The organism is Neoroseomonas lacus (assembly GCF_014644535.1).
GTDB lineage: Bacteria > Pseudomonadota > Alphaproteobacteria > Acetobacterales > Acetobacteraceae > Neoroseomonas > Neoroseomonas lacus.
Genome location: NZ_BMKW01000006.1, coordinates 156,134 through 179,180, shown reverse-complemented (window position 1 = coordinate 179,180; position 23,047 = coordinate 156,134). Strand labels below are relative to the sequence as shown.

The window sequence follows — 23,047 nt, the reverse complement described above, 5'->3', positions numbered from 1 at the left end:
ATGAACTTCTGGGAGTTCGTTCTTCACTACCTGTCCAGCGAGCGCTTCGTCACCGCCGCCGGCATGACGCTCCTGATCAGCCTCTGCTCGCTGGCGGGTGGCATGTTGGCCGGGCTGGTGGTCGCCCTGCTGCAGGAAGTGCGGTTCCTGCCGGCGCGCATCCTGGCCGTCTTCTACCTCTGGATCTTCCGGGGCACGCCGGTGATGTTTCAGCTCATCTTCGCCTTCAACGTGCTGCCTAGCTTCGGCATCGTCCTCTCCGGCTTTGCCTGCGCCGTGCTGGCGCTATCTCTGAATGAGGGTGCCTACATGGCGGAGATCATGCGTTCGGGCATCCGGGCAGTGGGGGCTGGCCAGCGACAGGCGGCACGGGCCCTCGGCATGCGGGACATGCAGCTCATGCGCTGGGTCGTGCTGCCGCAGGCCATGCGGATCATCGTCCCGCCGATCGGCAACCAGTTCATCGGCATGCTGAAGCTGTCCGCCATCGTCTCGGTGATCGCCGTCGAGGAGCTGCTCCTGGTGGCCAACCAGGCCGCCTCGTCCAACTTTCGCTACCTCGAGGCGCTGTCGGCGGCCGGCATCTACTACCTCGCCATGACCACCGTCTTCATGGTGTTGCAGGCCTTGCTGGAGGCAACGCTGCGGCGGCGTGGGCGGCCCATGCAGGGCGGCCTGCTCGGTCGCTTCCTGAGCGCCACCGCCGATGGGGCGCGCGTGCGATGAGTGACGCCCCGCTGCTCGAAGTCGCCGGGCTGTACAAATCCTATGGCGCGGTGCCGGTGCTGCGCGGCGTCGATCTTCATGTCGGCCGCGGCGAATGTCTCTGCATCGTCGGCCCGTCGGGCTCCGGCAAATCCACGCTCCTGCGCTGCCTGAACGTGCTGGAGCCGATCGAGAATGGGCGCATCCTTTTCGAGGGCCGCGACATCGCCCGCAGCACGCGGCGCGAGGCACCGGAGATCCGCCGCCGCATCGGCATGGTCTTCCAGAACTTCGAGCTGTTCCGGCATCTCAGCGCACTCGACAACATCGTCCTCGCCCCCCAGCGCGTGAAAGGCGAAAGTCTCGCACGGGCGCGCGAGCGGGCGCGCGCGCTGCTCGACAAGGTCCATCTCCCCGACAAGGCGGACGCCTTCCCGGATGAACTTTCCGGTGGCCAGCAGCAGCGCGTGGCCATCGCCCGGGCATTGGCAATGGACCCGGCGCTGATGCTCTACGACGAGCCGACCAGCGCGCTCGACCCCGAGACGGTGGGCGAGGTGCTCCAGGTCATGCAGGAATTGGCGGAGGAAGGCATGACCAGCCTGGTCGTGACGCATGAGATGGGCTTCGCACGCCGCGCGGCAGACCGCGTCGTCTTCATGGACGACGGATCGGTGGTCTTCGCCGCGCCACCCGAGACATTCTTCGGCCGCGGCGCCGACATTCCGGACCGGCTGACGCGCTTCCTCAGCCACCTGTCGCACTGACGGGCATGTCCCTGCGCGTCCGCATCCTCGCCATTCCACTCGCCTACGAAGGAGGGATGGCGCTGCACACGGCCACCTCTGGCGCGGTGCCGGGCCTGCGCGAATTACGCCTCATTGTGGAATGCGACGGCGCCTTGGCCGCCGTGGGCGCCAGCCGCACGAACATCAGCTATCTGACCGGCGTCGACGCACCCAGGCTTGAAGCCGAGATCCTCGACGCTGCGCCGCGACTGGACTGGCGTCTGCCCTGGGCCGTGTTCACCGCCGCGATGGACGCCGCGATGCCGAGGCTCTCGGCACCCGCACGCATGCTGTTCGAGATGGCGGCACAGGACGGTGCGGCGCGTGCGATGGGTGTGCCGCTGGCGGAGCACCTCGGCGGCGCGTTCGAGGCGCACAGCGCGACCAACCAGACGCTGTTCTGGTGCGATGACGACACGCTTCGGCATCGCGCCGAGACCTACGTCGCGCGCGGCTTCTCCGAGTTGAAGCTGCGCATCGCCGTTGAGGGTTTCGATACCGACCTGCGCCGCCTGCGGCTGTTGCGTGACCGCTTCGGCATGGCCTTGCGGCTCTCCGCCGATGCCAACGGCCGATGGAGCGAGGCCGAGGCGGGGCCGCGGCTTGCGCAGCTCGCCGGCCTCGGCCTCGAATACCTGGAACAGCCCCTGCCCGCGGCCGATTGGGACGGCGCCGCGCGGCTGGCGGCCGGATCGCCGCTGCCGCTCATGTTCGACGAAAGCCTCGGTGACATGGCGGCCGTCGAGCGTCTCGTCACCACGCGTGCGGTGCCGCTGGCGCATCTGAAGCTCGCCAAGCTGGGTGGCCTCGACCGGCTCATGACGGCAGGGCGGCTCCTACAGAAAGCAGGCATCGGCGTGATGGTCGGCCAGATGAATGAGGGGGTGGTGAGCACACTCGCCGCCGCCCATGCCGCCGTCGCGCTCGGCGTGACCCTGCGCGAGCTTTACGGCGCGGACCAGCTCCGTCGAGATCCGGCGGGCGGCTTGGTCTATCGCGACGGCGGCCTGGACCTGCCGAGAGGGCCGGGGATTGGCCTGTCGAAACACGCCGCCGAAGAATGCAACGTGTTGTGGGACCATCGGCCATGAACATCATCGAGCGCGGCGTGGAGGCTGTCTTCCCGGCCGCCGAATACCAGGCGCGCCAGGCGCGCGTCCGCCAGGCCCTCGTGGCACGCGGCCTGGATGCGGCGATCTTCACAGGCCCGGAAAACATCTTCTGGCTGACCAGCCAGCAGACGCCAGGCTACTACACCTTCCAATGTCTGATCCTGCCGGTCGCCGGCGAACCGATCTTCCTGCTGCGGGAACTGGAGCTCACCAACTTCCTGCGCAACAGCTTTGTCACGGCCTTCGAGACCTATGGCGATGGCGTTGCGCCGGCGGGGCTTCTGCTCGCAGCGCTCGATCGTCTCGGCCTCAGCCGCAAACGCATCGCCATCGAGAAGGGTGGCTGGTTCCTGCCGATCTCCTTCTATGAAAGCCTGGTCGAAGCCCTCCCCGAACGACCGGACGACGCCACCGGCATCGTGGAGCAGATGCGGCGCGTGAAATCCCCAGGCGAACTCGCGGCGATCGAGCGCGCGGTGGCGCAATCCGATGCCGGCATGCGCGCAGGGCTCGCGGCCATCCGGCCTGGTGCGACGGAGAACGACATCGTAGCCGCGATGATGCAGGCCGCCATTGCCGGTGGCGCGGAATACATGGGCATGGAGCCGCTCGTCTCCTCCGGCCCGCGATCGGGCGTGCCCCATGCGACCTGGCGTCGACGCCGCCTGGAAGCAGGTGATGCGGTCTTCCTTGAAATGTCCGGCTGCTCGGACCGCTACCATTCCGGCCTGATGCGCACGGCCTGGCTCGGCGAGCCGCCGACGCTGGCCCGTGACCTGGAACGTGTCGTGCTCGCCGCTCTTGAGGCTGCCATCGGCGTGGCCGGACCGGGACGCAGCTGTGCCGAGGTCCATCACGCTGCGCAAACGGTCATCGACGCCGCCGGCATGACGGATCGCTACCGCAAGCGCTCTGGCTATTCGCTCGGGGTCAGCTTCGCGCCGGATTGGGGCGAGTGGCAGGTGATGAGTCTGTTCGACGGGGTCGATGTCGAATTGGAGCCAGGCATGTGCTTCCACATCCCGATCACGCTGCGGGAATGGGGCGCCTTCACCGTCGGTATCAGCGAGTCGATCGTGATTGCCGAGGGCGGCTGTCGGCAGTTGGGCGGTACGATTCCGCGCGGCATTCACGTGATCGATTGCGAGTAGCCACCGCTGTTCGACGAGCTTCCGGGCCCGACCGCTCCCTTCGCTGGCCGCCGTGCTCGAGAGCATGATTCGAGCGCTCAAGGACCCGCATACCGCGCCGGCATCGACGACAGCGGCACACCCGGCCATGTGGCTGGCATGATGCGGGCCGTCGGCGGCGACGGCTTCCGGCTGGTCCATGGCGACTTCGACCGTCGCTACGTCGCGGAGATCCGCGACGGGCTGGTAGCTGAGCTGCAGCGTCGCCGTCTGGGCAAGCCGGGCGACAGGCACAAGACCTTCCGCGGCAACCTGATAGGGTTTTGAGGCGGTTCAACGCCCGAGGTGCTTCGGGTCCGCCAAGTCTCGCCGCGCCCCGCCCCGCCCAGGCGCGGCCGCACCATGGAGCGACGATTGCCGACGTCCAGCGCCCGCGTGGCCATCGCCGAGCCGCCCATCTTTTCGTGGACCCTCGCCAACCGCGGGCTAGACTGGAATTCTGAACGAACCAGAGAGTTCAATAGACCATGAATTCCGCGCCCCAACGCGACCCGGCGGAACCTGGCGCCACGCCGCAGCCCGTCCGTACGCGCGCGCCGGAGCGGACGCGCCTCGAGATCCTCGACGCCGCGACCGCGGAGTTCAGCGAAAAGGGCCTTGCCGGCGGCCGCGTCGACGACATCGCTGCGCGCACCCGTACGACCAAGCGCATGATCTACTACTACTTCGGTGGCAAGCAGCAGCTCTACGCGGCAGTCCTCGAGCGCGCCTATGGCGGCATGCGCGACGCCGAGGCGGCGCTCGACCTGGACCGCCTTGCGCCGATCGAGGCGTTGCGACGCCTGGTTGAGATTACCTTCGACCATCACGCCGCCCATCCCGAATTCGTCCGCCTCGTCAGCGTCGAGAACATCCACGAAGGGCGCAACGTCATGGCCTCGCCGGTCATCCGCGAACGCAACGCCGCGGTGATCAGCGCGCTCCGCGCCCTCATCCAGCGTGGCGAGCGCGAGGGCGCCTTCAGACCGGGGCTCGATGCCCTGGACCTGCATATGCTGATTTCGTCCTTCTGCTTCTACCGCGTGTCGAACCGGCACACGCTCCGGGCGATCTTCGGCCGGGACGGACGGCTTCCCGAGGTTGCCGCCGCTCACCGGCGAATGATCGCCGAGGCGGTCCTGCGCTACGTCCGCCCTGGTGACTGAGCGGCTTCGGCTGCCGACAATTCGGCGAAGTGGCGCAGCATGCGCGCGGCGTCCGGTTCGAGACCGGTGAAAAGCCGGAAGGCGCCGACCGCCTGGAACACCGCCATGCCACCACCGTCGAGCGCGCGACATCCGATGGCGCGGGCGGCGCGCAGGAACTCGGTCTGGAGCGGAAAGTAGACGATGTCCGCCACCCAGAGCGCGGGCCGGAGGAGCGTGACCGGCAGCGGCGAGCCTGGCAGCTTGGCCATGCCGACCGGCGTGCAGTTCACCACGCCATCCGCGCCCGCGACCGCGGCGGCGAGATCCATGCAGGCCACGGCGCGATCGACGCCGAAGCGGGCGCGCAAGTCATCGGCCAGGGCCTCGGCGCGGGCCGCGTCCGTGTCGGCCAGGATCAGGCAGCCGACGCCCTCCGACAGCAAGGCATGCGCCACCGCCGCCCCCGCACCGCCGGCGCCCAGCTGAACCACACGATCCCGCGCCGCTCCGGGCAGGCCGCGGCGGAAGGCCTCGGCGAAGCCGGTCAGGTCCGTGTTGTGTCCGATGCGCCGGCCATCCTTCAGGACCACGGTGTTCACCGCACCGAGCGCTTGGGCGTCCGCCGACAGCTCATCGAGCAGCGGCACGACTGCTTGCTTGCAGGGGTAGGTGATGTTGAGGCCGGCGAAACCCATCCATTCGGCGGCCCGCAGCAGCTCGGGCAGCGCCTCGGGGCCGAGCCTCAGCACCTCGAGGTCGATCCGCCGGTAGATCAGGCGCAGCCCGCATTCGGCCCCTTCGCGCTCATGCATCGCCGGGGTGCGGGAACCGGCGATCCCGCGGCCGATCAAGCCCGCAAGGAAGGCGGGGCATCGGTCCCAAAGGGTCATGTAGGCGTTCCTCCTGGCCAGTCCTGCCACCGGAGATGGCGTTCTCCGGCGGGGCGATGATTCCGCTTGACGCCATTTTGTACTAACTAGTACATACACGTCAACGCGGAACCACAGGCGGGCAATCACGCCGAGGGCCGCGCAGGGAAATTGTCCAGGGAGCAGCGAAAATGTCGCTCGATCGTCGTCGCCTCGGCCTCGGGGCCCTCACTCTGCTTGCCGGCGCGGCCGGCAGCGGCCTCCGCCCACGCCCGGTGCGCGCGCAGGGCGCGCCGGCCTATCCGGGTACGCGCCCCGTCACCATCGTCGTCGCCTGGGCACCTGGCGGGTCCACTGACTTCGTCGCCCGCGTCGTGGCGCAGGCCCTGTCGCGCGAGCTGAACGGCAGCGTCGTGGTCGACAACCGCCCGGGCGCCTCGGGCACGGTCGGCCATGCCTCGGTCGCGCGGGCCCGTCCGGACGGCTACACGCTGCTGCTCGGCGTGAACTCGACCTACGCAATGTCGCGCCACCTTTTCCCGAACCGCGGCTATGACGACGACACCGCTTTCGTGGGCATCGGCCGCGTCGCCGTTTCGCCTATCTTCCTCTGCGTGAACCCGACGATCGGCGTGCGGACCATCGCGGAACTCGTATCCAAGGCGAAGGAAGCGCCGGGGCGCATGTCCTATGCCTCGTCCGGCGCCGGCTCCTCGGCGCATCTGGCGACCGAGCTGTTCCTGCGCAGCGCCGACATCCAGATCGAGAACGTCACCTATCGCGGCGGCGCGCCGGCGGTGCAGGCCCTGATCACCAATGAGGTGCAGGTCGCCATGGTCGACGGCGTGACCGCGCTGCCGATGATGCAGGCCGGCCAGATCCTGGCGATCGGCGTCAGCACGCCGGAGCGCAACCCGCTCGCGCCCACCGTCCCGACCATCGCTGAGAGCGGCTTCCCCGGCTTCGAGGCAACCAGTAACTTCGCGCTTCTCGCCCCCACCGGCACGCCGGCGCCGATCATCGCACGCCTCGCCACAGCCAAGGATGCGGTGATGCGCAACCCCGAGGTGCTGGAGCGCCTGCGCCAGAACTCGATCTTCCCGACGCCCGGCACGCCGGAGCAGTGGCCCGCCTATTTCCGTGCCGAGAGCGCGAAGTGGGGCGAGCTGATCCGTACCCGCGGCATCACTGGGGAATGACGCGCCGTGGCGCCGGGGGCGACACGCCGCCGCCCGCCAGGCGCGGGAGATGCTCGGCCTCGCGGCCTTTGGCTGAAGAAGGGAGAACGACCATGACCGCGGACAGCGAATTCGTCGCGCGCGACCCCGCCGCCCACCCGCCGGCGCTGACGCCGATCTACAAGACCAGCGTCTTCCGCGCGCCACACCGACCGCTGCTGTCGCTGCAGAACTCTCTGTCGGAGGTCACCGGCCCAGCCTTCGGCCAGCATGAGCTCGGCCCGCTCGACAACGACCTGGTGCACAACTACGCCAAGGCCGACGGCGCACCGATCGGCGAACGCATCATCGTCCATGGCCGCGTGCTGGACGGCAGTGCGCGCCCGGTGTCCGGCGTGCTGGTCGAGTTCTGGCAAGCCAATGCGGCCGGCCGCTACCGGCACCGCAACGACAATTACGACGCGCCGATCGATCCGAATTTCGGCGGCTGCGGCCGTTGCCTGACCGATGCGGAGGGCCGCTACGCCTTCCGCACCGTCAAGCCCGGGCCGTATCCGTACCGCAACCGCGTGAACGACTGGCGCCCCGCGCATATCCACTTCTCGGTATTCGGTTCGGGCTTCGCGCAGCGGCTCATCACCCAGATGTATTTCGAGGGCGACCCGCTGATCCGCCACGACAGCATCCTGCAGACCGTCACCGATCCCGCGGCACAGGAAAGGCTGGTGGCGCTGCTCGACCTGAACGCCTCCGTGCCGCTGCACACCCTCGCCTATCGCTGGGACATCGTGCTGCGCGGCACGCGCTCGACGCTGTTCGAGAACCGCCTGCAGGGGAACTGACGCCATGATCCCGCACAACACCCTTGGCTACCTGCCCGAGACGCCGTCCCAGACGGCTGGCCCCTATGTGCATATCGGCCTGATCCCGAAGCAGGCCGGCTTCGACATCTTCGAGAACAACCTCGGGGAGACGCTGCTCGGACCCGATACCCAGGGCGAGCGGATCCGCATCGAAGGCCGCATCTTCGACGGCACCGGCGCCCTGGTGCGCGACGCGCTGGTCGAAATCTGGCAGGCGGATACGCATGGCCGCTTCAACCATCCCGCCGACCGCCAGGACGGCCCGCGTGACGAAACCTTCCGCGGCTGGGGCCGTACCGGGACCGACTTCGAGAGCGGCCTCTGGTGCTTCGAGACGATCAAGCCCGGCCGCATCGCCGGCCGCAGCGGCCATCATCGCATGGCACCGCATATCAATGTCTGGATCGTCTCGCGCGGCATCAATCTCGGCCTCGCCACCCGCCTCTATTTTGGCGACGAGGCGACCGCGAATGCGGAGGACCCGGTGCTGCGCGTCATCGAACAGCCGGACCGCCGGAAGACGCTGATCGCGTCACACGCCCTGCGCGAGGGTCGCCCGGTCTACACCTTCGATATTCGCCTGCAGGGCGAAGGCGAGACCGTCTTCTTCGACGTCTGACGGAGGATGCCATGACCGAACTGGCGCGGCTGCCCAAGTCCATCGCCACCGTCTGCCTGTCGGGCGCCCTGCCCGACAAGCTAGAGGCTGCGTCGGCGGCAGGCTTCCAGTCCGTCGAGATCTTCGAGAACGACCTGCTCACCTTCGACGGCACGCCCGCGGATGTGCGGCGGGCGTGCGAGGACCTCGACCTCGGCATCTCCATCTTCCAGCCCTTCCGCGACTTCGAGGCGATGCCCGAGCCGCAGCGGACGCGGAATCTCGATCGCGCCGAACGCAAGTTCGACACCATGCAGGCGCTCGGCACCGACCTCGTTCTCGTCTGCTCCAATGTCCAGCCGGGCGCGCTCGATGACCCGGCGCGCGCCGCGGCCGATTTGCACGACATGGCCGAGCGCGCCGCCAGGCGCGGGCTGCGTGTCTGCTACGAGGCGCTCGCCTGGGGGCGCCACGTGAAGCGATGGCGACAGGCCTGGGAGATCATACGCATCGCCGATCATCCGGCGCTCGGCCTTTGCCTCGACAGCTTCCACACGCTCGCCCTTGGTGACGATCTGTCGGGCCTTGCGGGAACGGTGCCGCCGGAGAAGGTCTTCTTCCTGCAACTGGCCGATGCGCCGCGCCTTGCCATGGATCCGCTGAGCTGGAGCCGGCATCACCGGCTCTTCCCGGGGCAGGGTGAGCTTGACGTCACGCGCTTCCTGCAGGACCTGCTGAAGGCCGGATGGGCCGGCACCCTGTCGCTCGAGGTGTTCAACGATGAGTTCCGCGGTGCGCCGTCGCGGCGCACCGCCCGTGACGGGCTGCGCAGCCTGCTCTGGCTCGAGGAACAGGTCGGCCGCGTTCAACTCCCGCGGCTGCCGACCCTCGGCGGTATCGAGTTCGTGGAGTTCGCGGTCGATGCAGCGGCACGCGAGGAACTCGGACGGTTTCTCGGAGGCCTCGGCTTCGCGCGGGCGGGCCTGCACCGCTCCAAGGATGTGGAGCTGTGGCGCAACGGCGCGGCAAACCTGGTCCTGAATGCGGAGCCGGACAGTGCGGCGGCCGAGCGATTCGAACAGCTCGGTCCCACCGTCTGCGCCATGGCGTTGCGCGTCGACGACCCGGAGCGCGTGGTCGCACGGGCCGAAGCCCTGCAATACCCGGTCTGGCGCGAACGGATCGGTGAGGGTGAGCGACACATCCCCGCGGTCCGTCAGCCGGACGGCACGCTGGTCTATCTGGTCGAGGACCCCGCGCAGGGCGCACGGCCAATCTGGGAGGACGATTTCAGCGTATCACCGGTCGAGGACAGCCCTGCGCCATTGCTTGGCGTGGACCACGCCGCCGAGGCGGTCGCGCCGGGCATGATGGATAGCTTCGTGCTTTTCTATCGCACGCTGCTCGGCCTCCAGGCGGAGACGTTATGGGAGCTGCCGGATCCCTATGGCCTGGTACGGTCGCGCGCCTTCGTGGCGCCAAACGGCAGTGTGCGGCTCCCATTGAGCGTCTCCGAGAGCACGCGCACAGGAACCGGGCGCTTTGTCTCCGCCCTCGCCGGCGCGGGCATGCACCACATCGCCTTCGCCGTCGCGGACGTGGCGACGGCGGTGGATTTGGCGGCCGCGCGTGGCGCACCGCTCCTCGACATCCCCGAGAACTACTACGAGGACCTCGCCGCACGCCTTGGTCTCGAGGATGCGGAACTGCTCGCATTGCAGCGGCGGCATCTGCTGTATGATCGTGACGCTGCGGGTGGGGTCTTCCGGCACGCCTATACGCGGCAGTTCCGGGATCGGATCTTCCTCGAAGTTGCCGAACGCGATGGTGGCTACACCGGCTTTGGTGCGGTGAATGCACCGGTACGCATGGCGGCCCAGCGCAGGGACGCGCGGCCGGGCGTCGACCGGACCTCGTCTGCAGAATGATCCGAGCCCCGGCGGCTGCGTGGCCGCCGGAGCAAACATCGAACTGATGACCTTGGCCGGGCGCCCCGGCATGTCGCTGCCCGCGCCGCCGCTGGGGCCGGCGCTCTGGATCGCCGACGTCGCCCACTGCCGGCCGGCGACCGCGCTGCCGCGCACCGCGTGAGCGCTGAACCCCCGCACCCTCGATGGCGGCGGCGTGGCTGTGGTCCAGGCGGCAGGGGCGCTTCGCCTCCTCGTACCAACGGCATGAGGCTGCGACTCACGCCGAGGCCGCGGATGCGGCCCGCCGGGAGATCGGCATCACGCGAGAGGTGTGCCTGCGGCACGGCGCCAAGCAAGCCGGAGGTTTGAATCCGGCGTTCGCGGGCACGAAGATGTGGATACCGACGGTCGCGAGCACCGAGCGTTGGCAGTGGCGGCATGGCGCCCGATGCCGCACGCACGCTTCGTCACGTCTCGGAGATGGCTCAGAGCCCCACTTGAGACGGTGTCAGAAGCCGCCGCTCGCGAGAGCATGCTCAACGCCGCCGCAGATATGGGCGGCGAGGATCTCCCGCGCCGCCATGGCGTCCCGCCGGATCGCCGCGTCGCACAGGTCGCGATGCTCACGCACCGCGATCTCCCCGCGGAAACCGAGGGCGAGGTTCTGGTAGCGCGAATAGCGGTCGAAGATGCTCGCATGCGTCGCCATCAGCATGCGCGACCCGCAGGCCGAGATCAGCGTCTGGTGGAACTCCGCGTCGAAGTGGCGCCAGGGTTCCAACGCGACGGCATCGCCGGCGGCGAGGCGATCCTGCATCTGGGACAGCTTGTGATGGGCGGCGACGACGCCGGCTTCCCACTCCACATCGCCAGCGCGGAAGGCGTGTTCCAGCGCGTGGCCTTCCAGCAGCAGGCGAAGCTCGGCCACTTCGCGCAGCTCCGTCTCGGAGAAGCCCGCGACCTCAAAGCCGCGCTGGCCCTCGGCGACGACCAGGCGTTCCGCGACGAGGCGACTCAGGCTCTCGCGCAGGGTGCTGAGGCCGACGCCGTATGTTTCGCGCAGCCGGTCCAACGTGAGCTTGCGGCCGGGCGCGAGGACCCCGCGCAGGATATCGGCGCGGATGCGGCCGAAGGCACGTTCGCTCGTCGCCTCGCTCACCGGCCACCGCTCATCGCCCGGGTGGGCGCGGCCGCCGTCTGACGTGTCCTGCGCGGCTGCCCGGCGAAGGGCGCCAGGGTCCCGGCGCGCACGACATGCTCGACGCAACCCTCGACATGCTCGCACAGGATGTGTTGCGCGCGCGGCGCGGCGCGAGCCAGCGCGGCGTCGAGCAGCGCCGCATGCTGCTCCGCCGCCACGGCGCCACGGAACACCACCGCCACCATCTGGTAGCGCAGGAAGCGGTCATAAGCCGCGGCGTAGGTTTCGAGCAGCGTCGCCGATCCACAGGCGGCGATCAGCGCCTGGTGGAACTCGCGGTCGTAGCGCTTCCATTGCGCTGCATCGGCCGGTTCGCCGGTGAGCAGGCGTCGCTCCAATGTCGCGAGCTTGTGGTGCGCGGCCACCACCCCGCCTTCCCAATCGAGGTCGCCGGCCGCAAAAGAACCCGCCACGGCATGGCATTCCAGCAGGAGACGGAGGTCCGCGACCTCGCGGAAATCCTCCGGCGAGACCGTCGCAACGGCGAAGCCGCGTTGCCCTTCGGCCAGCACCAGGCCTTCAGAGGCGAGGCGGAACAGGGCTTCCCGCAGCGTCCCGACGGCGACGCCGTAGATCTCGCGCAAACCGTCGAGACCAAGCTTCCGGCCTGGCGCCAGGCGGCCGAGCACGACATCGGTCCGGATGCGACGATACGCCGCCTCCCCCGGGGTTTCCTCATTGTCAGGTGCTGGCGCCATGACGCCACTATCGGCGAGGTGCCGGCGGCAACGCAATAGCCGTGATTTCACAAAATCTCGGATGATCCATCGAATCTCTATTGATCCGCCCGACCTGCCTCCCCTAGCGTCAGCCGCACGCCGCCACGCGGCCAAGGACAAAGTCCAGGGAAGGAAACACCCATGCGATCGCACACCGGACGTCGCTCCGTCCTGACGGCCGCGGCCGCCACCTTGGCGGCTCCCGCCCTGCCCGCCCACGCCCAGGCCAGGCGCCGGATCCGCTTCACCGCCGTCTTTTCCGACCAGGATATCCGCGCCGATGCGATGCGCGGCTTCCAGCGTGACCTCGCCGGCGACTTCGACATCGAGCTGCACCTGAACGCGACGCTGTTCCGCCAGGGCACGGAGCTCGTCGCCATCCAGCGCGGCAATGTCGAGATGGCGAACCTCGCCCCGCAGGACTTCTCCCGCCAGATCCCGGCCTGGTCCGTGATGGCCTCGGCCTATCTGTTCCGCGACGTCGATCACATGAGCAAGGTCTTCGCCAGCCCGGTCGGTGAGGAATTCAAGAAGATGGCGCGCGACCAACTCAACGTGCAGATCCTCGGGCCGCTCTATTTCGGCACACGGCACGTGAACCTGAAGCCGCGGCGGCGCATCACCACGCCGGCCGACATGGCCGGCATCAAGCTTCGCATGCCGCCGGGCGAGACCTGGCAGTTCCTCGGCGAGGCGCTCGGCGCCAACCCGACCCCCGTCGCCTTCGCCGAGCTCTACACCGCGCTTCAGTCGGGCACGGTGGACGGACAGGACAATCCACTGCCGGCCAGCCGCACCATGCGTTTCCACGAGGTGACGACGCAGTTCGTGCTGACCAGCCACCTCGTCGCCTATGACCTGCTCTCGGTTTCCTCCCGCTTCTGGGACGGGCTGACGGCGGCGCAGCGCAGCGCCATCCAGGCCGCGGCCGACAAGGCGATCGCAGAGAGCACGCGGCGGCACTTGGTGCAGGAACAGGAATGCGTGGACTTCTTCAAGGCGCAGGGCCTCGAGGTCTATGCGCCGAATGTCGACGCATTCCGCACCGAGGCGCAGCGCCGCTACCTCGCCTCCAGCCAGTCGCAGAGCTGGCCGCCGGGCATCCTCGACCGCATCAACGCGATCCGCTGATCCCCGGCCCGATGACCGGCTGGTTGGGCCGCCGCGCGGAGGATGTGCTCTCCGCGCTGCTGGCCGTGATGTTCGTCGCCTTCATGCTCCAGATCGTGACGCGCTACGTACTGAATGCGCCTCTGAGCTGGACGGCCGAGCTGTCGACCCTCTGCTGGGTGTGGGGGATCCTCTGGGGCGCAGGGCTGGTGCTGCGCGACGATGAGGAGATTCGCTTCGACATCATCTACGGCGCGATGTCGGGGCCGCTGCGCCGGATCGCTGACGGGATCACCAGCACCGTGGTGGTCATCGTCTTCGCCGGGTCCCTGCCTGCGATGGTGGACTACGTCACCTTCATGAAGGTCGAGAAGTCGGCCTATCTCGGCATCCGCTTCGATATCCTGTACTCGGTCTACTTGATCTTCGCCGTGGCTACGATCATCCGCCATGCCGCCACGATCTGGCGCGTGCTGACGGGGCGCCGCATCCTCGGGGGTGGCGCATGAACCTGTACGATCCGTTCACGCTCGCGATGATCGCGCTGCTCGCGCTGTCGCTGCTTGGCCTGCCAATAGGGCTCGCGATGATCACGGCCACGATCGTCTATCTCGGCGTGTCCGGGCAGGATATGTCCGTCGCGGCGGAGCAGATGTTGAACGGGCTCAACGGCAGCTACGTGCTGCTCGCCGTGCCGCTGTTCATCTTCTCAGCCGGGCTGATGAATGCGGGCAGCCTGACGGACCGGCTGCTGCGCTTCTGCAACCTCCTGGTCGGGCGGTTCCGCGGCGGGCTCGGTCACGTCAACGTGGTGCAGAGCATGATCTTCGCCGGCATGTCCGGATCCGCCATCGCCGATGCCGCGGGCAGCGGCAAGGTGCAGATCGACATGATGACCAAGGACGGCGCCTATCCGGCGAGCTACGCCGCCGCGCTGACCGCGGTGACGGCGGTAATCGGGCCAATCATCCCGCCGTCGATCCCGATGGTGCTGTATGCGCTCGTCGCCGATACCTCGATCGGCTACCTGTTCCTGGGCGGCGTGATCCCCGGCCTTCTGATGGCGATCGCGCAGATGGGCATCAATACCTGGATGGCCCATCGCCACGACTTCCCGGTCGCCGAGCGCGTGCCGCTGAGCGAGTTTCCCCGCCTGACGCTGGAGGCGCTGCCGGCACTGCTGATGCCGGTGATCCTGCTCGGTGGAATCTATGGCGGCGTGATGACGCCGACCGAAGCCGCGGCCGTCGCCGCCGCCTATGCATGGCTGATCGCCGCGCTGTTCTACCGCAGCCTGACGCTGGCGCAGACATGGCAGGCGGTGCGGGAGAGCGCGCGCGCCACCGCGGCGATCGGCATGCTGATCGCCGGCGCCCTCGCACTGAACTACGTCATCACGAGCGAGAACGTGCCGAACACGGTGCGCGGCATCCTGGCGGGCTGGGAGATGTCGCCGCGGGAGTTTCTCCTGGTGGTAAACGTGATCCTGCTCGTGCTGGGCTGCCTGATGGAAGGCAGCACCATCCTGCTGGTGGTGGTGCCCGTGCTGGTGCCGACGGCGCAGGCGCTCGGCATCGACATGGTGCATTTCGGCGTGGTCGTGGTGGTGAACATCATGATCGGCCTGATCACGCCGCCATACGGGCTGCTGCTGTTCATCTGCGCCAAGCTGTCCGGGCAGCCCCTCATGGCCGTGGTGCGCGATACGCTACCCTTCCTCGCCGCGATGGTGGTGGCGCTGGCGATGATTACCTACGTGCCGGAGCTCGTGCTCTGGCTTCCGCGACAGCTCGGCTACCAGGGCTGACGTGCCGACAGATCGACGATGATCGGAGGAACCGCCATGCCGCGCGCCATCCATGTGCTGAACGGACCGAATCTCAATCGCCTCGGCAAGCGCGAGCCGGAAATCTACGGCCGCACGACGCTCGCGGAGGTCGAAGCCATGTGCCGAGCCGAGGCCGGCGACTACGCAATCGTCTTCCGCCAGACCAACTGGGAAGGACAGCTCGTCGAGTGGATCCACGAGGCGATCGACGAGGAGACCGGCGGCATCGTGATCAACCCCGCGGGGCTGACCTTCCGCTCGATCCCCGTGCTGGATGCGCTGAAAATGTTCCGCGGCGTGATCATCGAGCTGCACATCTCGAACATCCACAAGCGCGAGGCGATCTACCACCATTCGCTGATCTCGGCAGCCGCGACCGCCGTGATCGCGGGCCTGGGCGCGAGAGGCTATGCAGTCGCGACCCGGTCCGTGCGCGAGATGCTTGAGGAGGCTGAACGAGCATAGGGATTGGCATTCAATCGGATCCCGTGGAGATGCGGCGGCAGCGGGGCTGCCCTTGCCTCACGCCTCCAGGCTTGCATAGCCCCCCCAAAAAGACTTGTACCGACGAAAGAAGGTAGGAGAGACACGGCGCGACACGATGCACGGGGATGGGCGCAATTGCGCGCATGGACGCCAGCGTCAGCATTCGTGCCGCTGAGTTTCGCGCCGGGTGATGCGTATCAGTTCGACTGGAGCCGTGAGGTGGTGCTGATCGGCGGCACCACGGTGACGGTGTAGGTGGCGCATGTCCGGCTGTGTCACAGCCGGATGATGTTCGTCCGCGCCCACCCGCGCGAGACGCAGGAGATGGTGTTCGACGTGCACGACAGGGCCTTCGCGCTCTTTCGCGGCACCTGCACGCACGGCATCTACGACAACATACGGACCGCGATGGATGCGATCCTGGCATGGCGGGATCGCACCTACGACGGGCGTTTCCTGCAGATGTGGAGCCACCATCTGGTCCATCCCGTTGCTTGCACGCTGGCGTCGGGCTGGGAGACGTCAAGATGCCACAGCCCTGCTGGATCGTCTGATGCGTCACGGCGACAATATCGAGACCGGCACCGAGAGCTGGCGATTCAAGAACCGCGCCTGAGCCTTCTCATCAAGCCTCTGCAGCGCGTATCAGCACATCAATCAGGGGTCCCCATTTCAACGCCGATGCAGAATCCCATTTCCCTGCCGATTGACAATCTACGCCCCCAACGAGAGGAGCGACGGCAGAACACCGCTTATCGCAACAATGTCACGGGCATCCTGCAGGGGCATCCGGCCTTCCACAACGTCCGGAAGGGATAGGCACGTCAGCGGCGCGTCCGGTCAGGGGCGCGCCGCGGTTGCGTCAGCCCGCGGTCGCCGCCGCCAGATCCGCCTCGAGCCCGAAGGCCCGTGCGGCGTTGGTCGAGACCATCCGACGGATATCCTCGTCCTGGTAGCCGAGATCCAGGCACAGCCGCACGCCACGCCGCAGCCCTTCGAGTGGCGTCAGCGTCCCGGTCTGGCCAAGGTCGGAGGCAAGGATCGTCTGCCCGATGCCCGCCGCGTCGATCTGGCCGCGCAGCGACTCTTCTTCGCAAACCTTGAACTTCGATCCCTGGATGAACATGCAGATGGAATGCTCGACGAAGGCACCCATCGCCGCAATGCCACGTACGTCGTTCAGGCTGGCGCCGACGATCTCCTCCGGATGGGTGAAGACCAGGCGCTTCACGCCGCGACGCTGAGCTTCCTCGAAAACCCGCCAGGTCTCGCTGACGTGAATGTGGCCGCTCGCCAGCGCCATGTCGGTTCGGGCGACGATGTCCAGCACCTCCTTCACATCGTCACGCACCTTACCGTCCGCATCGAGGACAGGCACCGGCGCGGCGGGCCGCATCTTCTGGGTCGAGGCGGGATGTGACCAGTTGGAGGTCTTCTCCCAACGCAGGTGATTCTCCGCCGCCAGCGTCGGCATGAACACGATCTTGCCGCCCATCGCGGCATGATGCTCGACGGCATAGGGATTCATGCCGCCCACCACATTGTTCAGCACCAGGCTGGAATAGACCTTGGTGCGCAGATCGGGATTGTGGCGCGCAATCAACGCGGCGGTCATCACGCCGCTGTAGTCGTGATCCTTGGTGATCACCGCAGCGAAGCCTGCCTTCTCGTATTCGCGCGCCAATTCCAGATGATCGATGGCGCGCGGCGCGATGGACGGGCCGGAATGCACGTGCGGGTCGATGGCACCGATCAGGATACGGTCGATGCGGGCTTCGATGGTATCGGTGGCGGACATGCTCGGCTCCGGGCGCTTGTCGTGGGACGCGGACTCAGCCCTGACCGGGCATCGGATAGTCGTCGGCGTTCAGCACCCAACCCGGCTTCTCCGAGAAATCCATGCGGGGCGGGGCGAAGATATCGATCAGCTGGTTCACGCCCGTGTCGACGCCGCGGCTGGTGTGGATCGACGGCGGCGGGATCACGCAGACGGAGGGTGCCGCGCAATGGGCGGCGAGATCCTCCCGCCACTGCGTCATGTCCACCGTCCACGGCCAGCGCAGGTGGTGGACGAAAGCGCCCCCCAGCGCCAGCGAGCCCTGCTCGAAATCATCATGGTGGTGCGGCGAGAGCTTCCGGACATCGCGCGGCCCCTCGTAGGGGTCGATGATGTTTACCATCAGCGTGGAGCAGCGGAAGATGCGACCGAACCGACCCGGCGCCGGGGCCACATCGAGGCTGTAGGCGCGGATGCGGTATCCGCCGCGCGGCGCCGGCCAGGGCGCATAGGACGGCAAGTTCGGATGCGGCGTGGCATAGGAGGATGCATTGACGCAGCGCGCCGCGAGATCCTTGGATTGCGTGCTGAAGATGCGCACCACCTCGCCGCCCTTGGGCACGGTGACGCTGCTCGCCCCCGGTGGCACCACCGCCAGCGAATAGCCGGGAACCTCCTCCCGCTGCCCACCCGCCTCGATGATCACCGATGTTCCGGAATCCTGCAGCAGAACCACATACTCGTCGGGCTGCACGGCACGGGACAACACGGCACCGGGTGCCGCACGCGTATAGGCGATCAGGAAGTTCTGGCCGCGCACGTACCAGGTACGGCCCTCCGGGCCACTTTCCTGCGGTGGTTCCTCGTAGAAGCGGGCGATCTCGGCGCCGGCGAATTCCGTCGCGGCAGGCTGGGTCTTCGGCGTGCCTGCAAGTGCCGCACGCGGGTCGGAAGCGTCATACATCGAAATTCACTCCTGGTCGGCATCGAGGGCGGCGTGCGGCCTGCCCAACGTCATTGGCGTGGTATGTCGGCCTGTGTCACCACCTGCGACCAGCGCGCATGCTCCTGCGCGACATAGGCGCGGAAGCTCTCGGGCGTGGTGGTCGTGACGGGCTGCACGCCCAGTTCGAGCATCTTCTCGCGGATATCCGGCAGCGCGACGGTCCGCAGCAGCTCAGCGTTCAGCCGGTCCACGATGGGCCGTGGCGTGCGCGCCGGCACGGCAATGCCGTTCCATGACCGGACGACGTAGCCGGGCACGCCGGCCTCCTCCGCCGTCGGCACCTCGGGCAGGCCGGCGAAGCGCTGCGGTGCCGCGACGGCCAACACCCGCAACCGGCCGCCCGTGGCCTGCGGCAGCACCGGTGCCAGGATCTCCGAGGCGAGTTGCACATCGCCGGTCGCCGTCGCATTCAGCAGATCCGGCGTGCTGCGATAGGGCACGATCACCAAGTCGGTGCGCGTCATGCTGCGGAACAGCTCCGCGCCCAGGTGCTGCGCATTGCCCACCGCAATGGAGCCAAGATTGATGCTGCCGGGCCGCGCCCGCGCCGCGGCGATCACATCGTCCAGCGTGCGATAGGGCGAATTGGCACTCGTCACCAGCGCATGGTCGAAGAAGGACATCTGCCCGACGAATTCCAGGTCGCGCATGATGTCGTAGGACAGGCGCTGGTAGATGGCGCTTGCCGTCGCATCGGTGGTTGTCAGCAGCAGCAGCGTGTGGCCGTCGGGGGCGGCGCGCGCCACGGTTTCGGCCGCGACGATGCCGCCGGCGCTTGGGCGGTTCTCCACGACCACGGTCTGGCCGAGTGCCATGCCGAGCTTGGCCGCGACGAGGCGCGTGGTCAGGTCGCCCACACCGCCAGGGGCGAAGCCGACGATCCATCGGATCGGTCGCGACGGCCAGGCTGGCTGTGCCAGAGCCGGCGTTGCCAACGCGCCGCACAATCCCGCGGCCAGCACGGCCCGCCTGCGCGCGGGGCATGCCGATCCAGGCGTTCCGGCCTTGTCATCCTTCATCGTAATCTTCCTCCTCTCGATTGCCCGGCTCGCCCGGCGGCTACTGCTTCTCGATCCCCGCATCCGCGATGACGCGGGCCCAGCGCGCGGCTTCCTCGACGAAGAAGGCGCGGAATTCCTCTGGCGTCGTCGTGCTGGGGCTGACGCCCATGTCGAGCAGCCTGTCGCGCACATCGGGCAGGTCGAGGATTCGCTTCAGCTCGGCATTCAGCTTGTCCACGATCGGGCGCGGCGTGCGCGCCGCCAGGGCAATGCCGTTCCAGGACCGCACGATGTAGCCCGGCAATCCGCTTTCGGCCGAGGTCGGCACGTCCGGCAGGCGGGCGAAGCGCTCCGGCGCGGCGATCGCGATGGCCCGGATGCGCCCGCCGGTGATCTGCGGCAGCGCCGGCGGCAGGATTTCCGAGGCGACCTGCACCTCGCCGGTCGCCGTGGCGTTCAACAGCTCGGGCGTGCTGCGATAGGTCACGAGCGTGACGTCCTGCAGGCCGAGCATGCTGCGCAGCAGATCCGCCCCGAGATTCGTCGCGTTGCCGACACTGATCGAGCCGATGTTCAGCTTGCCCGGATTGGCGCGCGCATAGGCGGGCAGGTCGGAGAGCTTCTGCACCGGCAGGTTCGGCGTCACGGCGATGACGTGATCGAAGAAGGACACGCGCGAGACCAGCTCGAAGTCGCGCATCGGGTCGAAGGGCAGGCGATTGTACAGGAACGGCGCCGTCGCGGTGGTGTTTGTCGCGAGCAGCCACGTATAGCCATCCGGCTGCGACCGCGCGACGGATTCCGCCGCGACGATGCTGCCGGCGCCGGGCCGGTTCTCGATCACCACGGGCCGTCCCAACGCTTCCGTCAGCTTCGGGCCGATCAGCCGCGCGGTGAGATCGCCCGCACCGCCCGGACCGAAGCCGACGACGAGGCGCAATGGGCGATCGGGCCAGCCCTGCTGTGCGAGGGCGGGTTCGATGCGCAGCAGCGCGGGTGCGGCGAGCAATGCGCCCGTGGCGAAGGCCCGGCGGCGCGACAGGGTGATGGGGGGAGCGATCCTCTCCGACATGGACTCAACGTTCCTTCGTGATTTGCCCGTCCGTCGACGGGATGAATGCGCGCCATTGATCGGTGCGCAGCGGCATCTCGGCGAAGCTGCGCCGCGCATCGGCGGCGCGGCCGATGACCTGTTCGGCGCTCAGCCCCTTGCGGTTCAGATAGTCCGCGAGCTGTGTCACGGCGTCCGTCAGTACGCCGAAGCCGCGCAGCATGACGTTCGAGGCGATGCCGACGCCCGACGCGCCCGCCAGCATCATGCGGGCGACATCCAGCCCGTCCTGCGCGCCGTTGATGCCGATCAGCGGCGTGCCCGGCCCGAGCTTCGTGCGCGACAGCGCGAGCCAATGGCAGGTCAGCGGCAGGTTCCAGTAGCCGCCGATGCCAAGGCTGGTGCCGAGCATCGGTGCGAGGGTTTCGAGGTCCGGCACCATGCCGAGCAGCCGCCCGGCCATGACGACGGATTGCGCGCCGGCATCGAAGGCGGCGGCGGCGAGGTCAGGGACGCGCTCGCTCTGCCCGGTGATCTTGATCCACACCGGCAGGGATGTCGTTGCGCGGAGCTGTGTGACGATCTCTCCGACACGCATGGGGGAAAGTTCCGTGGCGACGACGCCCTTCGCCGCCTGGCTGGCATAGGGGGTGCCGATATTGAATTCGAGCACGCGCAGGCCGGCCTGCTCGACCCGGCGTGCCATCGCGAGCGCCGGTTCCATCGCCCCGAGGATGAGGCTCGGCACCAGCAGCGCATCTTCCGCTCGCGCCAGGCGATCCAGCGAGACTGCCTGTTCCAGCCAGGCGTCGAAGGGCAGCGGGGAAAGCCCCGACCGCGTGGCGAGGGTGACGGAACGCGGCGCCTGTGGGCCCCAGGGCACGGGTTGCCAGCGTTCATCCAGCGCGACGTATTCGGCGCGCTGCAACTGGTCCTTCGCCGCGTCGGATTCGTTGGTGGACTTCACCGCCACGGCGCCGGCGCCGGCACGGATCGCCGCACGCACGCCATCCGCATCGATCATGTGTTCGGCCGCCGCGGCGATGACCGGGTTCTTCAGCCGCAGCGTGCCGATCGGAACTTCGAGCGACGCGCTCATCAGCCGGCGATCCGATCTTGGGGCGTCCGGACGGGCTGGGCCGGTCTGACCCGTCGCGGCGCCTTGCCGCGCGCCGCGGCGTTCACGGTGATCACAGATCGTTCCTCATATGCGAACATTGTTCTCTCATTAGGAACCCTGGATCACTCGATGAAGTCAAGTGGCTACGCCTTTGGATCGTGGCACGATCTGCAATATGTCAAATATTTCAAATAACTTCCGTTAGTTATGGCCGTCCATCGCAAACTAACTTGACAGTCCGCTGGATATCGCATTGTTCTCTTGTCGCGAACATGAAAATGGTGCCAAGCCCAATGCGCGAAATCAAAGGGTCGGCGAGAACCGGCGTCCAGGCGGCGGACACCGTGCTGACCGTGCTCGAGACCGTCGCCTATGCCGACGAGCCGATCGGCGTCACCCATGTTGCCGGCGCCGTCGGCATCGCGAAGAGCGCCGCCTTCCGTCACCTGCGTACGCTCCTCGATCGCGGCTACCTGGTGCAGGATCCTTCCTCGAGCCGCTTCATTCTCGGGCCGAAAGTGTCCCTGTTGGCGCGCATGGCGTCCGGCGGCGACGATCTCGCCGTGGCCATCCAGCCCGCGCTTCGGGAGGCGCGCGACACCTCTGGGCTGAGTGTCGTCCTCAGCACGCCGACACCGCAGGGCGCATTCGTGCTCACGACGGTCTCGGGTATGCAGCCGGTGGACATCGGCGTGCGTGTCGGCAGCAGCCTGGCCCTGCACGCGTCGGCGCAGGGCAAGGTGTTCCTGGCCTTCGGCAGCCTCGGATTGCTGGATCGACTCCTGGCCTCGCCGCTCCCGGTTTTCACCGCCCATACCATCACCGATGCCGCGGCCCTGAGGGCCGAGATCGCCCGAGTCCGAGCGCAAGGCTACGCGGTCGCGCCTGAGGAAGTGCTGCTGGGCGTGAATGCGTTGGCGGCGCCGGTGCTTGATCCGAATGGCGTCATTGTCGCCGCGGTGGCGCTGGTTGGTTCCATCCAGCACATTGCAGCGCAACCGGGCGCGCAATTGCTGAGGATCGTTCAGGATCTAGCGAAGCGCGCCGAGCGTCTCATCGTGAAATTGCCCGTCCGATTGGCCTGAACCGTCGCGCGAGCCCGGCATCCGACTGTTCGGGCACGAACGACCCTGCGGGAGCTCGGCCAAAACATCGCCGGCTGGGCCCATGTCACCATGACCGTGACGACCTGCGACGAAGACGCGGAGCGTGCGAAGCAGGCGCAACCACCGCTCATGCCCCTTGCCGGCCTGCGCGCCGGGCTTGGCAACATCTGGCAACGGGGCATGAAAAAGGCGCTACGCGGTGGCGCCTATGCCCTTGAATTAGTTGGCGGACCCGAAAGGATTCGAACCTTCGACCTCTGCCTTCGGAGGGCAGCGCTCTATCCAGCTGAGCTACGGGTCCG

Annotated in this window: 23 protein-coding genes, 1 tRNA gene and 2 pseudogenes; 17 read left to right on the top strand and 9 right to left on the bottom strand. The window is 67.9% G+C overall.

The features are described from left to right. From IEY36_RS13375 to IEY36_RS13350, 6 genes are all read left to right on the top strand, one after another. Complete coding sequence (locus tag IEY36_RS13375; protein ID WP_188967574.1) at positions 1-726, top strand: amino acid ABC transporter permease; 726 nt, start codon at positions 1-3, stop codon at positions 724-726. Next, positions 723-1,472 carry an amino acid ABC transporter ATP-binding protein gene (locus IEY36_RS13370; protein ID WP_188967573.1) on the top strand — a complete coding sequence of 250 codons (750 nt, stop codon included), beginning with the start codon at positions 723-725 and terminating at the stop codon, positions 1,470-1,472. The genes IEY36_RS13375 and IEY36_RS13370 overlap by 4 nt, the downstream gene beginning before the upstream one ends. 5 nt (positions 1,473-1,477) lie before the next feature. Then, on the top strand, positions 1,478-2,584 hold the full coding sequence (locus IEY36_RS13365) for a mandelate racemase/muconate lactonizing enzyme family protein (RefSeq protein WP_188967572.1): 1,107 nt from the start codon (positions 1,478-1,480) through the stop codon (positions 2,582-2,584). Beyond that, a complete protein-coding gene (locus tag IEY36_RS13360; protein ID WP_188967571.1) occupies positions 2,581-3,756 on the top strand; it encodes a M24 family metallopeptidase in 1,176 nt (391 codons plus the stop codon). The genes IEY36_RS13365 and IEY36_RS13360 overlap by 4 nt, the downstream gene beginning before the upstream one ends. Before the next feature lie 138 nt (positions 3,757-3,894). Beyond that, on the top strand, positions 3,895-4,062 hold the full coding sequence (locus IEY36_RS13355) for a hypothetical protein (protein WP_188967570.1): 168 nt from the start codon (positions 3,895-3,897) through the stop codon (positions 4,060-4,062). A gap of 200 nt (positions 4,063-4,262) precedes the next feature. Beyond that, the gene (locus IEY36_RS13350; protein WP_188967569.1) at positions 4,263-4,940 is read left to right on the top strand and encodes a TetR/AcrR family transcriptional regulator; all 678 of its coding nucleotides are present in this window, start codon (positions 4,263-4,265) and stop codon (positions 4,938-4,940) included. Here the strand turns inward: IEY36_RS13350 and IEY36_RS13345 are convergent. Continuing rightward, positions 4,919-5,812 (bottom strand): shikimate dehydrogenase, encoded by an 894-nt coding sequence (locus IEY36_RS13345; protein ID WP_188967568.1) that lies wholly within the window; start codon positions 5,810-5,812, stop codon positions 4,919-4,921. The two genes, IEY36_RS13350 and IEY36_RS13345, sit on opposite strands and share 22 nt — an antisense overlap. Positions 5,813-5,982: 170 nt before the next feature. Between IEY36_RS13345 and IEY36_RS13340 the strand changes: the two genes are divergently transcribed. The 4 genes from IEY36_RS13340 to IEY36_RS13325 all read left to right on the top strand — a co-directional run bounded on the left by IEY36_RS13340 (position 5,983) and on the right by IEY36_RS13325 (position 10,358). After that, positions 5,983-6,990 (top strand): Bug family tripartite tricarboxylate transporter substrate binding protein, encoded by a 1,008-nt coding sequence (locus IEY36_RS13340; RefSeq protein WP_188967567.1) that lies wholly within the window; start codon positions 5,983-5,985, stop codon positions 6,988-6,990. A gap of 92 nt (positions 6,991-7,082) precedes the next feature. Further along, positions 7,083-7,811 carry a protocatechuate 3,4-dioxygenase subunit beta gene (gene pcaH, locus IEY36_RS13335; RefSeq protein WP_188967566.1) on the top strand — a complete coding sequence of 243 codons (729 nt, stop codon included), beginning with the start codon at positions 7,083-7,085 and terminating at the stop codon, positions 7,809-7,811. A 4-nt stretch (positions 7,812-7,815) separates the two neighbouring features. Further along, positions 7,816-8,451 (top strand): protocatechuate 3,4-dioxygenase subunit alpha, encoded by a 636-nt coding sequence (gene pcaG, locus IEY36_RS13330; protein ID WP_188967565.1) that lies wholly within the window; start codon positions 7,816-7,818, stop codon positions 8,449-8,451. An 11-nt stretch (positions 8,452-8,462) separates the two neighbouring features. Continuing rightward, a complete protein-coding gene (locus IEY36_RS13325; protein ID WP_188967564.1) occupies positions 8,463-10,358 on the top strand; it encodes a bifunctional sugar phosphate isomerase/epimerase/4-hydroxyphenylpyruvate dioxygenase family protein in 1,896 nt (631 codons plus the stop codon). A 490-nt stretch (positions 10,359-10,848) separates the two neighbouring features. Here IEY36_RS13325 and IEY36_RS13320 read toward each other — a convergent pair whose 3' ends face one another. Both IEY36_RS13320 and IEY36_RS13315 read right to left on the bottom strand, forming a co-directional pair. Then, a complete protein-coding gene (locus tag IEY36_RS13320; RefSeq protein WP_188967563.1) occupies positions 10,849-11,499 on the bottom strand; it encodes a GntR family transcriptional regulator in 651 nt (216 codons plus the stop codon). After that, entirely contained in the window at positions 11,496-12,239 is a 744-nt protein-coding gene (locus tag IEY36_RS13315) for a GntR family transcriptional regulator (RefSeq protein WP_188967562.1), read from the bottom strand. The genes IEY36_RS13320 and IEY36_RS13315 overlap by 4 nt, the downstream gene beginning before the upstream one ends. 162 nt (positions 12,240-12,401) lie before the next feature. On the opposite strand from IEY36_RS13315, the gene dctP reads away from it, so the two are divergent. The 6 genes and pseudogenes from dctP to IEY36_RS30620 all read left to right on the top strand — a co-directional run. Further along, complete coding sequence (dctP, locus tag IEY36_RS13310) at positions 12,402-13,391, top strand: TRAP transporter substrate-binding protein DctP (RefSeq protein WP_188967561.1); 990 nt, start codon at positions 12,402-12,404, stop codon at positions 13,389-13,391. A gap of 11 nt (positions 13,392-13,402) precedes the next feature. After that, positions 13,403-13,879 (top strand): TRAP transporter small permease, encoded by a 477-nt coding sequence (locus tag IEY36_RS13305; RefSeq protein ID WP_188967560.1) that lies wholly within the window; start codon positions 13,403-13,405, stop codon positions 13,877-13,879. Then, positions 13,876-15,177 (top strand): TRAP transporter large permease, encoded by a 1,302-nt coding sequence (locus tag IEY36_RS13300; RefSeq protein WP_188967559.1) that lies wholly within the window; start codon positions 13,876-13,878, stop codon positions 15,175-15,177. Before IEY36_RS13305 ends, IEY36_RS13300 begins: the two co-directional genes overlap by 4 nt. Positions 15,178-15,213: 36 nt before the next feature. Further along, complete coding sequence (locus tag IEY36_RS13295; protein WP_188967558.1) at positions 15,214-15,663, top strand: type II 3-dehydroquinate dehydratase; 450 nt, start codon at positions 15,214-15,216, stop codon at positions 15,661-15,663. Between the two features lie 108 nt (positions 15,664-15,771). Continuing rightward, a pseudogene (locus tag IEY36_RS13290) lies at positions 15,772-16,230 on the top strand (IS21 family transposase); the annotation flags it as partial. Beyond that, positions 16,196-16,300 (top strand): annotated as a pseudogene (locus tag IEY36_RS30620) (ATPase); the annotation flags it as partial. The pseudogenes IEY36_RS13290 and IEY36_RS30620, both read left to right, overlap by 35 nt. A 246-nt stretch (positions 16,301-16,546) precedes the next feature. Here the strand turns inward: IEY36_RS30620 and IEY36_RS13285 are convergent. Genes IEY36_RS13285 through IEY36_RS13265 form a run of 5 tightly spaced genes read right to left on the bottom strand, consistent with a single transcriptional unit; the run spans position 16,547 to position 21,618 of the window. Beyond that, complete coding sequence (locus tag IEY36_RS13285) at positions 16,547-17,482, bottom strand: DUF6282 family protein (protein ID WP_188967557.1); 936 nt, start codon at positions 17,480-17,482, stop codon at positions 16,547-16,549. 34 nt (positions 17,483-17,516) lie between these two features. Beyond that, entirely contained in the window at positions 17,517-18,425 is a 909-nt protein-coding gene (locus tag IEY36_RS13280; protein ID WP_188967556.1) for a hypothetical protein, read from the bottom strand. A 50-nt stretch (positions 18,426-18,475) separates the two neighbouring features. Continuing rightward, on the bottom strand, positions 18,476-19,486 hold the full coding sequence (locus IEY36_RS13275; protein WP_188967555.1) for a Bug family tripartite tricarboxylate transporter substrate binding protein: 1,011 nt from the start codon (positions 19,484-19,486) through the stop codon (positions 18,476-18,478). Between the two features lie 40 nt (positions 19,487-19,526). Continuing rightward, positions 19,527-20,540, bottom strand: a complete 1,014-nt coding sequence (locus IEY36_RS13270; protein WP_188967554.1) for a Bug family tripartite tricarboxylate transporter substrate binding protein — start codon at positions 20,538-20,540, stop codon at positions 19,527-19,529. A 4-nt stretch (positions 20,541-20,544) separates the two neighbouring features. Then, positions 20,545-21,618, bottom strand: coding sequence for a beta/alpha barrel domain-containing protein (locus tag IEY36_RS13265; protein WP_188967553.1), 1,074 nt, complete (start codon positions 21,616-21,618; stop codon positions 20,545-20,547). 314 nt (positions 21,619-21,932) lie between these two features. On the opposite strand from IEY36_RS13265, the gene IEY36_RS13260 reads away from it, so the two are divergent. Further along, positions 21,933-22,724, top strand: coding sequence for an IclR family transcriptional regulator (locus IEY36_RS13260; RefSeq protein ID WP_188967552.1), 792 nt, complete (start codon positions 21,933-21,935; stop codon positions 22,722-22,724). Positions 22,725-22,969: 245 nt separating this feature from the next. On the opposite strand, the gene IEY36_RS13255 is transcribed toward IEY36_RS13260, so the two are convergent. After that, positions 22,970-23,046 (bottom strand) — tRNA-Arg (locus IEY36_RS13255). Position 23,047: the final 1 nt, after the last annotated feature.

Coding starts and splice junctions, on each gene's coding strand:
- IEY36_RS13375 (WP_188967574.1), top strand. CDS start 1: ATGAACTTCTGGGAGTTCGTTCTTCACTACCTGTCCAGCGAGCGCTTC.
- IEY36_RS13370 (WP_188967573.1), top strand. CDS start 723: ATGAGTGACGCCCCGCTGCTCGAAGTCGCCGGGCTGTACAAATCCTAT.
- IEY36_RS13365 (WP_188967572.1), top strand. CDS start 1,478: ATGTCCCTGCGCGTCCGCATCCTCGCCATTCCACTCGCCTACGAAGGA.
- IEY36_RS13360 (WP_188967571.1), top strand. CDS start 2,581: ATGAACATCATCGAGCGCGGCGTGGAGGCTGTCTTCCCGGCCGCCGAA.
- IEY36_RS13355 (WP_188967570.1), top strand. CDS start 3,895: ATGATGCGGGCCGTCGGCGGCGACGGCTTCCGGCTGGTCCATGGCGAC.
- IEY36_RS13350 (WP_188967569.1), top strand. CDS start 4,263: ATGAATTCCGCGCCCCAACGCGACCCGGCGGAACCTGGCGCCACGCCG.
- IEY36_RS13345 (WP_188967568.1), bottom strand. CDS start 5,812: ATGACCCTTTGGGACCGATGCCCCGCCTTCCTTGCGGGCTTGATCGGC.
- IEY36_RS13340 (WP_188967567.1), top strand. CDS start 5,983: ATGTCGCTCGATCGTCGTCGCCTCGGCCTCGGGGCCCTCACTCTGCTT.
- pcaH (WP_188967566.1), top strand. CDS start 7,083: ATGACCGCGGACAGCGAATTCGTCGCGCGCGACCCCGCCGCCCACCCG.
- pcaG (WP_188967565.1), top strand. CDS start 7,816: ATGATCCCGCACAACACCCTTGGCTACCTGCCCGAGACGCCGTCCCAG.
- IEY36_RS13325 (WP_188967564.1), top strand. CDS start 8,463: ATGACCGAACTGGCGCGGCTGCCCAAGTCCATCGCCACCGTCTGCCTG.
- IEY36_RS13315 (WP_188967562.1), bottom strand. CDS start 12,239: ATGGCGCCAGCACCTGACAATGAGGAAACCCCGGGGGAGGCGGCGTAT.
- dctP (WP_188967561.1), top strand. CDS start 12,402: ATGCGATCGCACACCGGACGTCGCTCCGTCCTGACGGCCGCGGCCGCC.
- IEY36_RS13305 (WP_188967560.1), top strand. CDS start 13,403: ATGACCGGCTGGTTGGGCCGCCGCGCGGAGGATGTGCTCTCCGCGCTG.
- IEY36_RS13300 (WP_188967559.1), top strand. CDS start 13,876: ATGAACCTGTACGATCCGTTCACGCTCGCGATGATCGCGCTGCTCGCG.
- IEY36_RS13295 (WP_188967558.1), top strand. CDS start 15,214: ATGCCGCGCGCCATCCATGTGCTGAACGGACCGAATCTCAATCGCCTC.
- IEY36_RS13285 (WP_188967557.1), bottom strand. CDS start 17,482: ATGTCCGCCACCGATACCATCGAAGCCCGCATCGACCGTATCCTGATC.
- IEY36_RS13280 (WP_188967556.1), bottom strand. CDS start 18,425: ATGTATGACGCTTCCGACCCGCGTGCGGCACTTGCAGGCACGCCGAAG.
- IEY36_RS13275 (WP_188967555.1), bottom strand. CDS start 19,486: ATGAAGGATGACAAGGCCGGAACGCCTGGATCGGCATGCCCCGCGCGC.
- IEY36_RS13270 (WP_188967554.1), bottom strand. CDS start 20,540: ATGTCGGAGAGGATCGCTCCCCCCATCACCCTGTCGCGCCGCCGGGCC.
- IEY36_RS13265 (WP_188967553.1), bottom strand. CDS start 21,618: ATGAGCGCGTCGCTCGAAGTTCCGATCGGCACGCTGCGGCTGAAGAAC.
- IEY36_RS13260 (WP_188967552.1), top strand. CDS start 21,933: ATGCGCGAAATCAAAGGGTCGGCGAGAACCGGCGTCCAGGCGGCGGAC.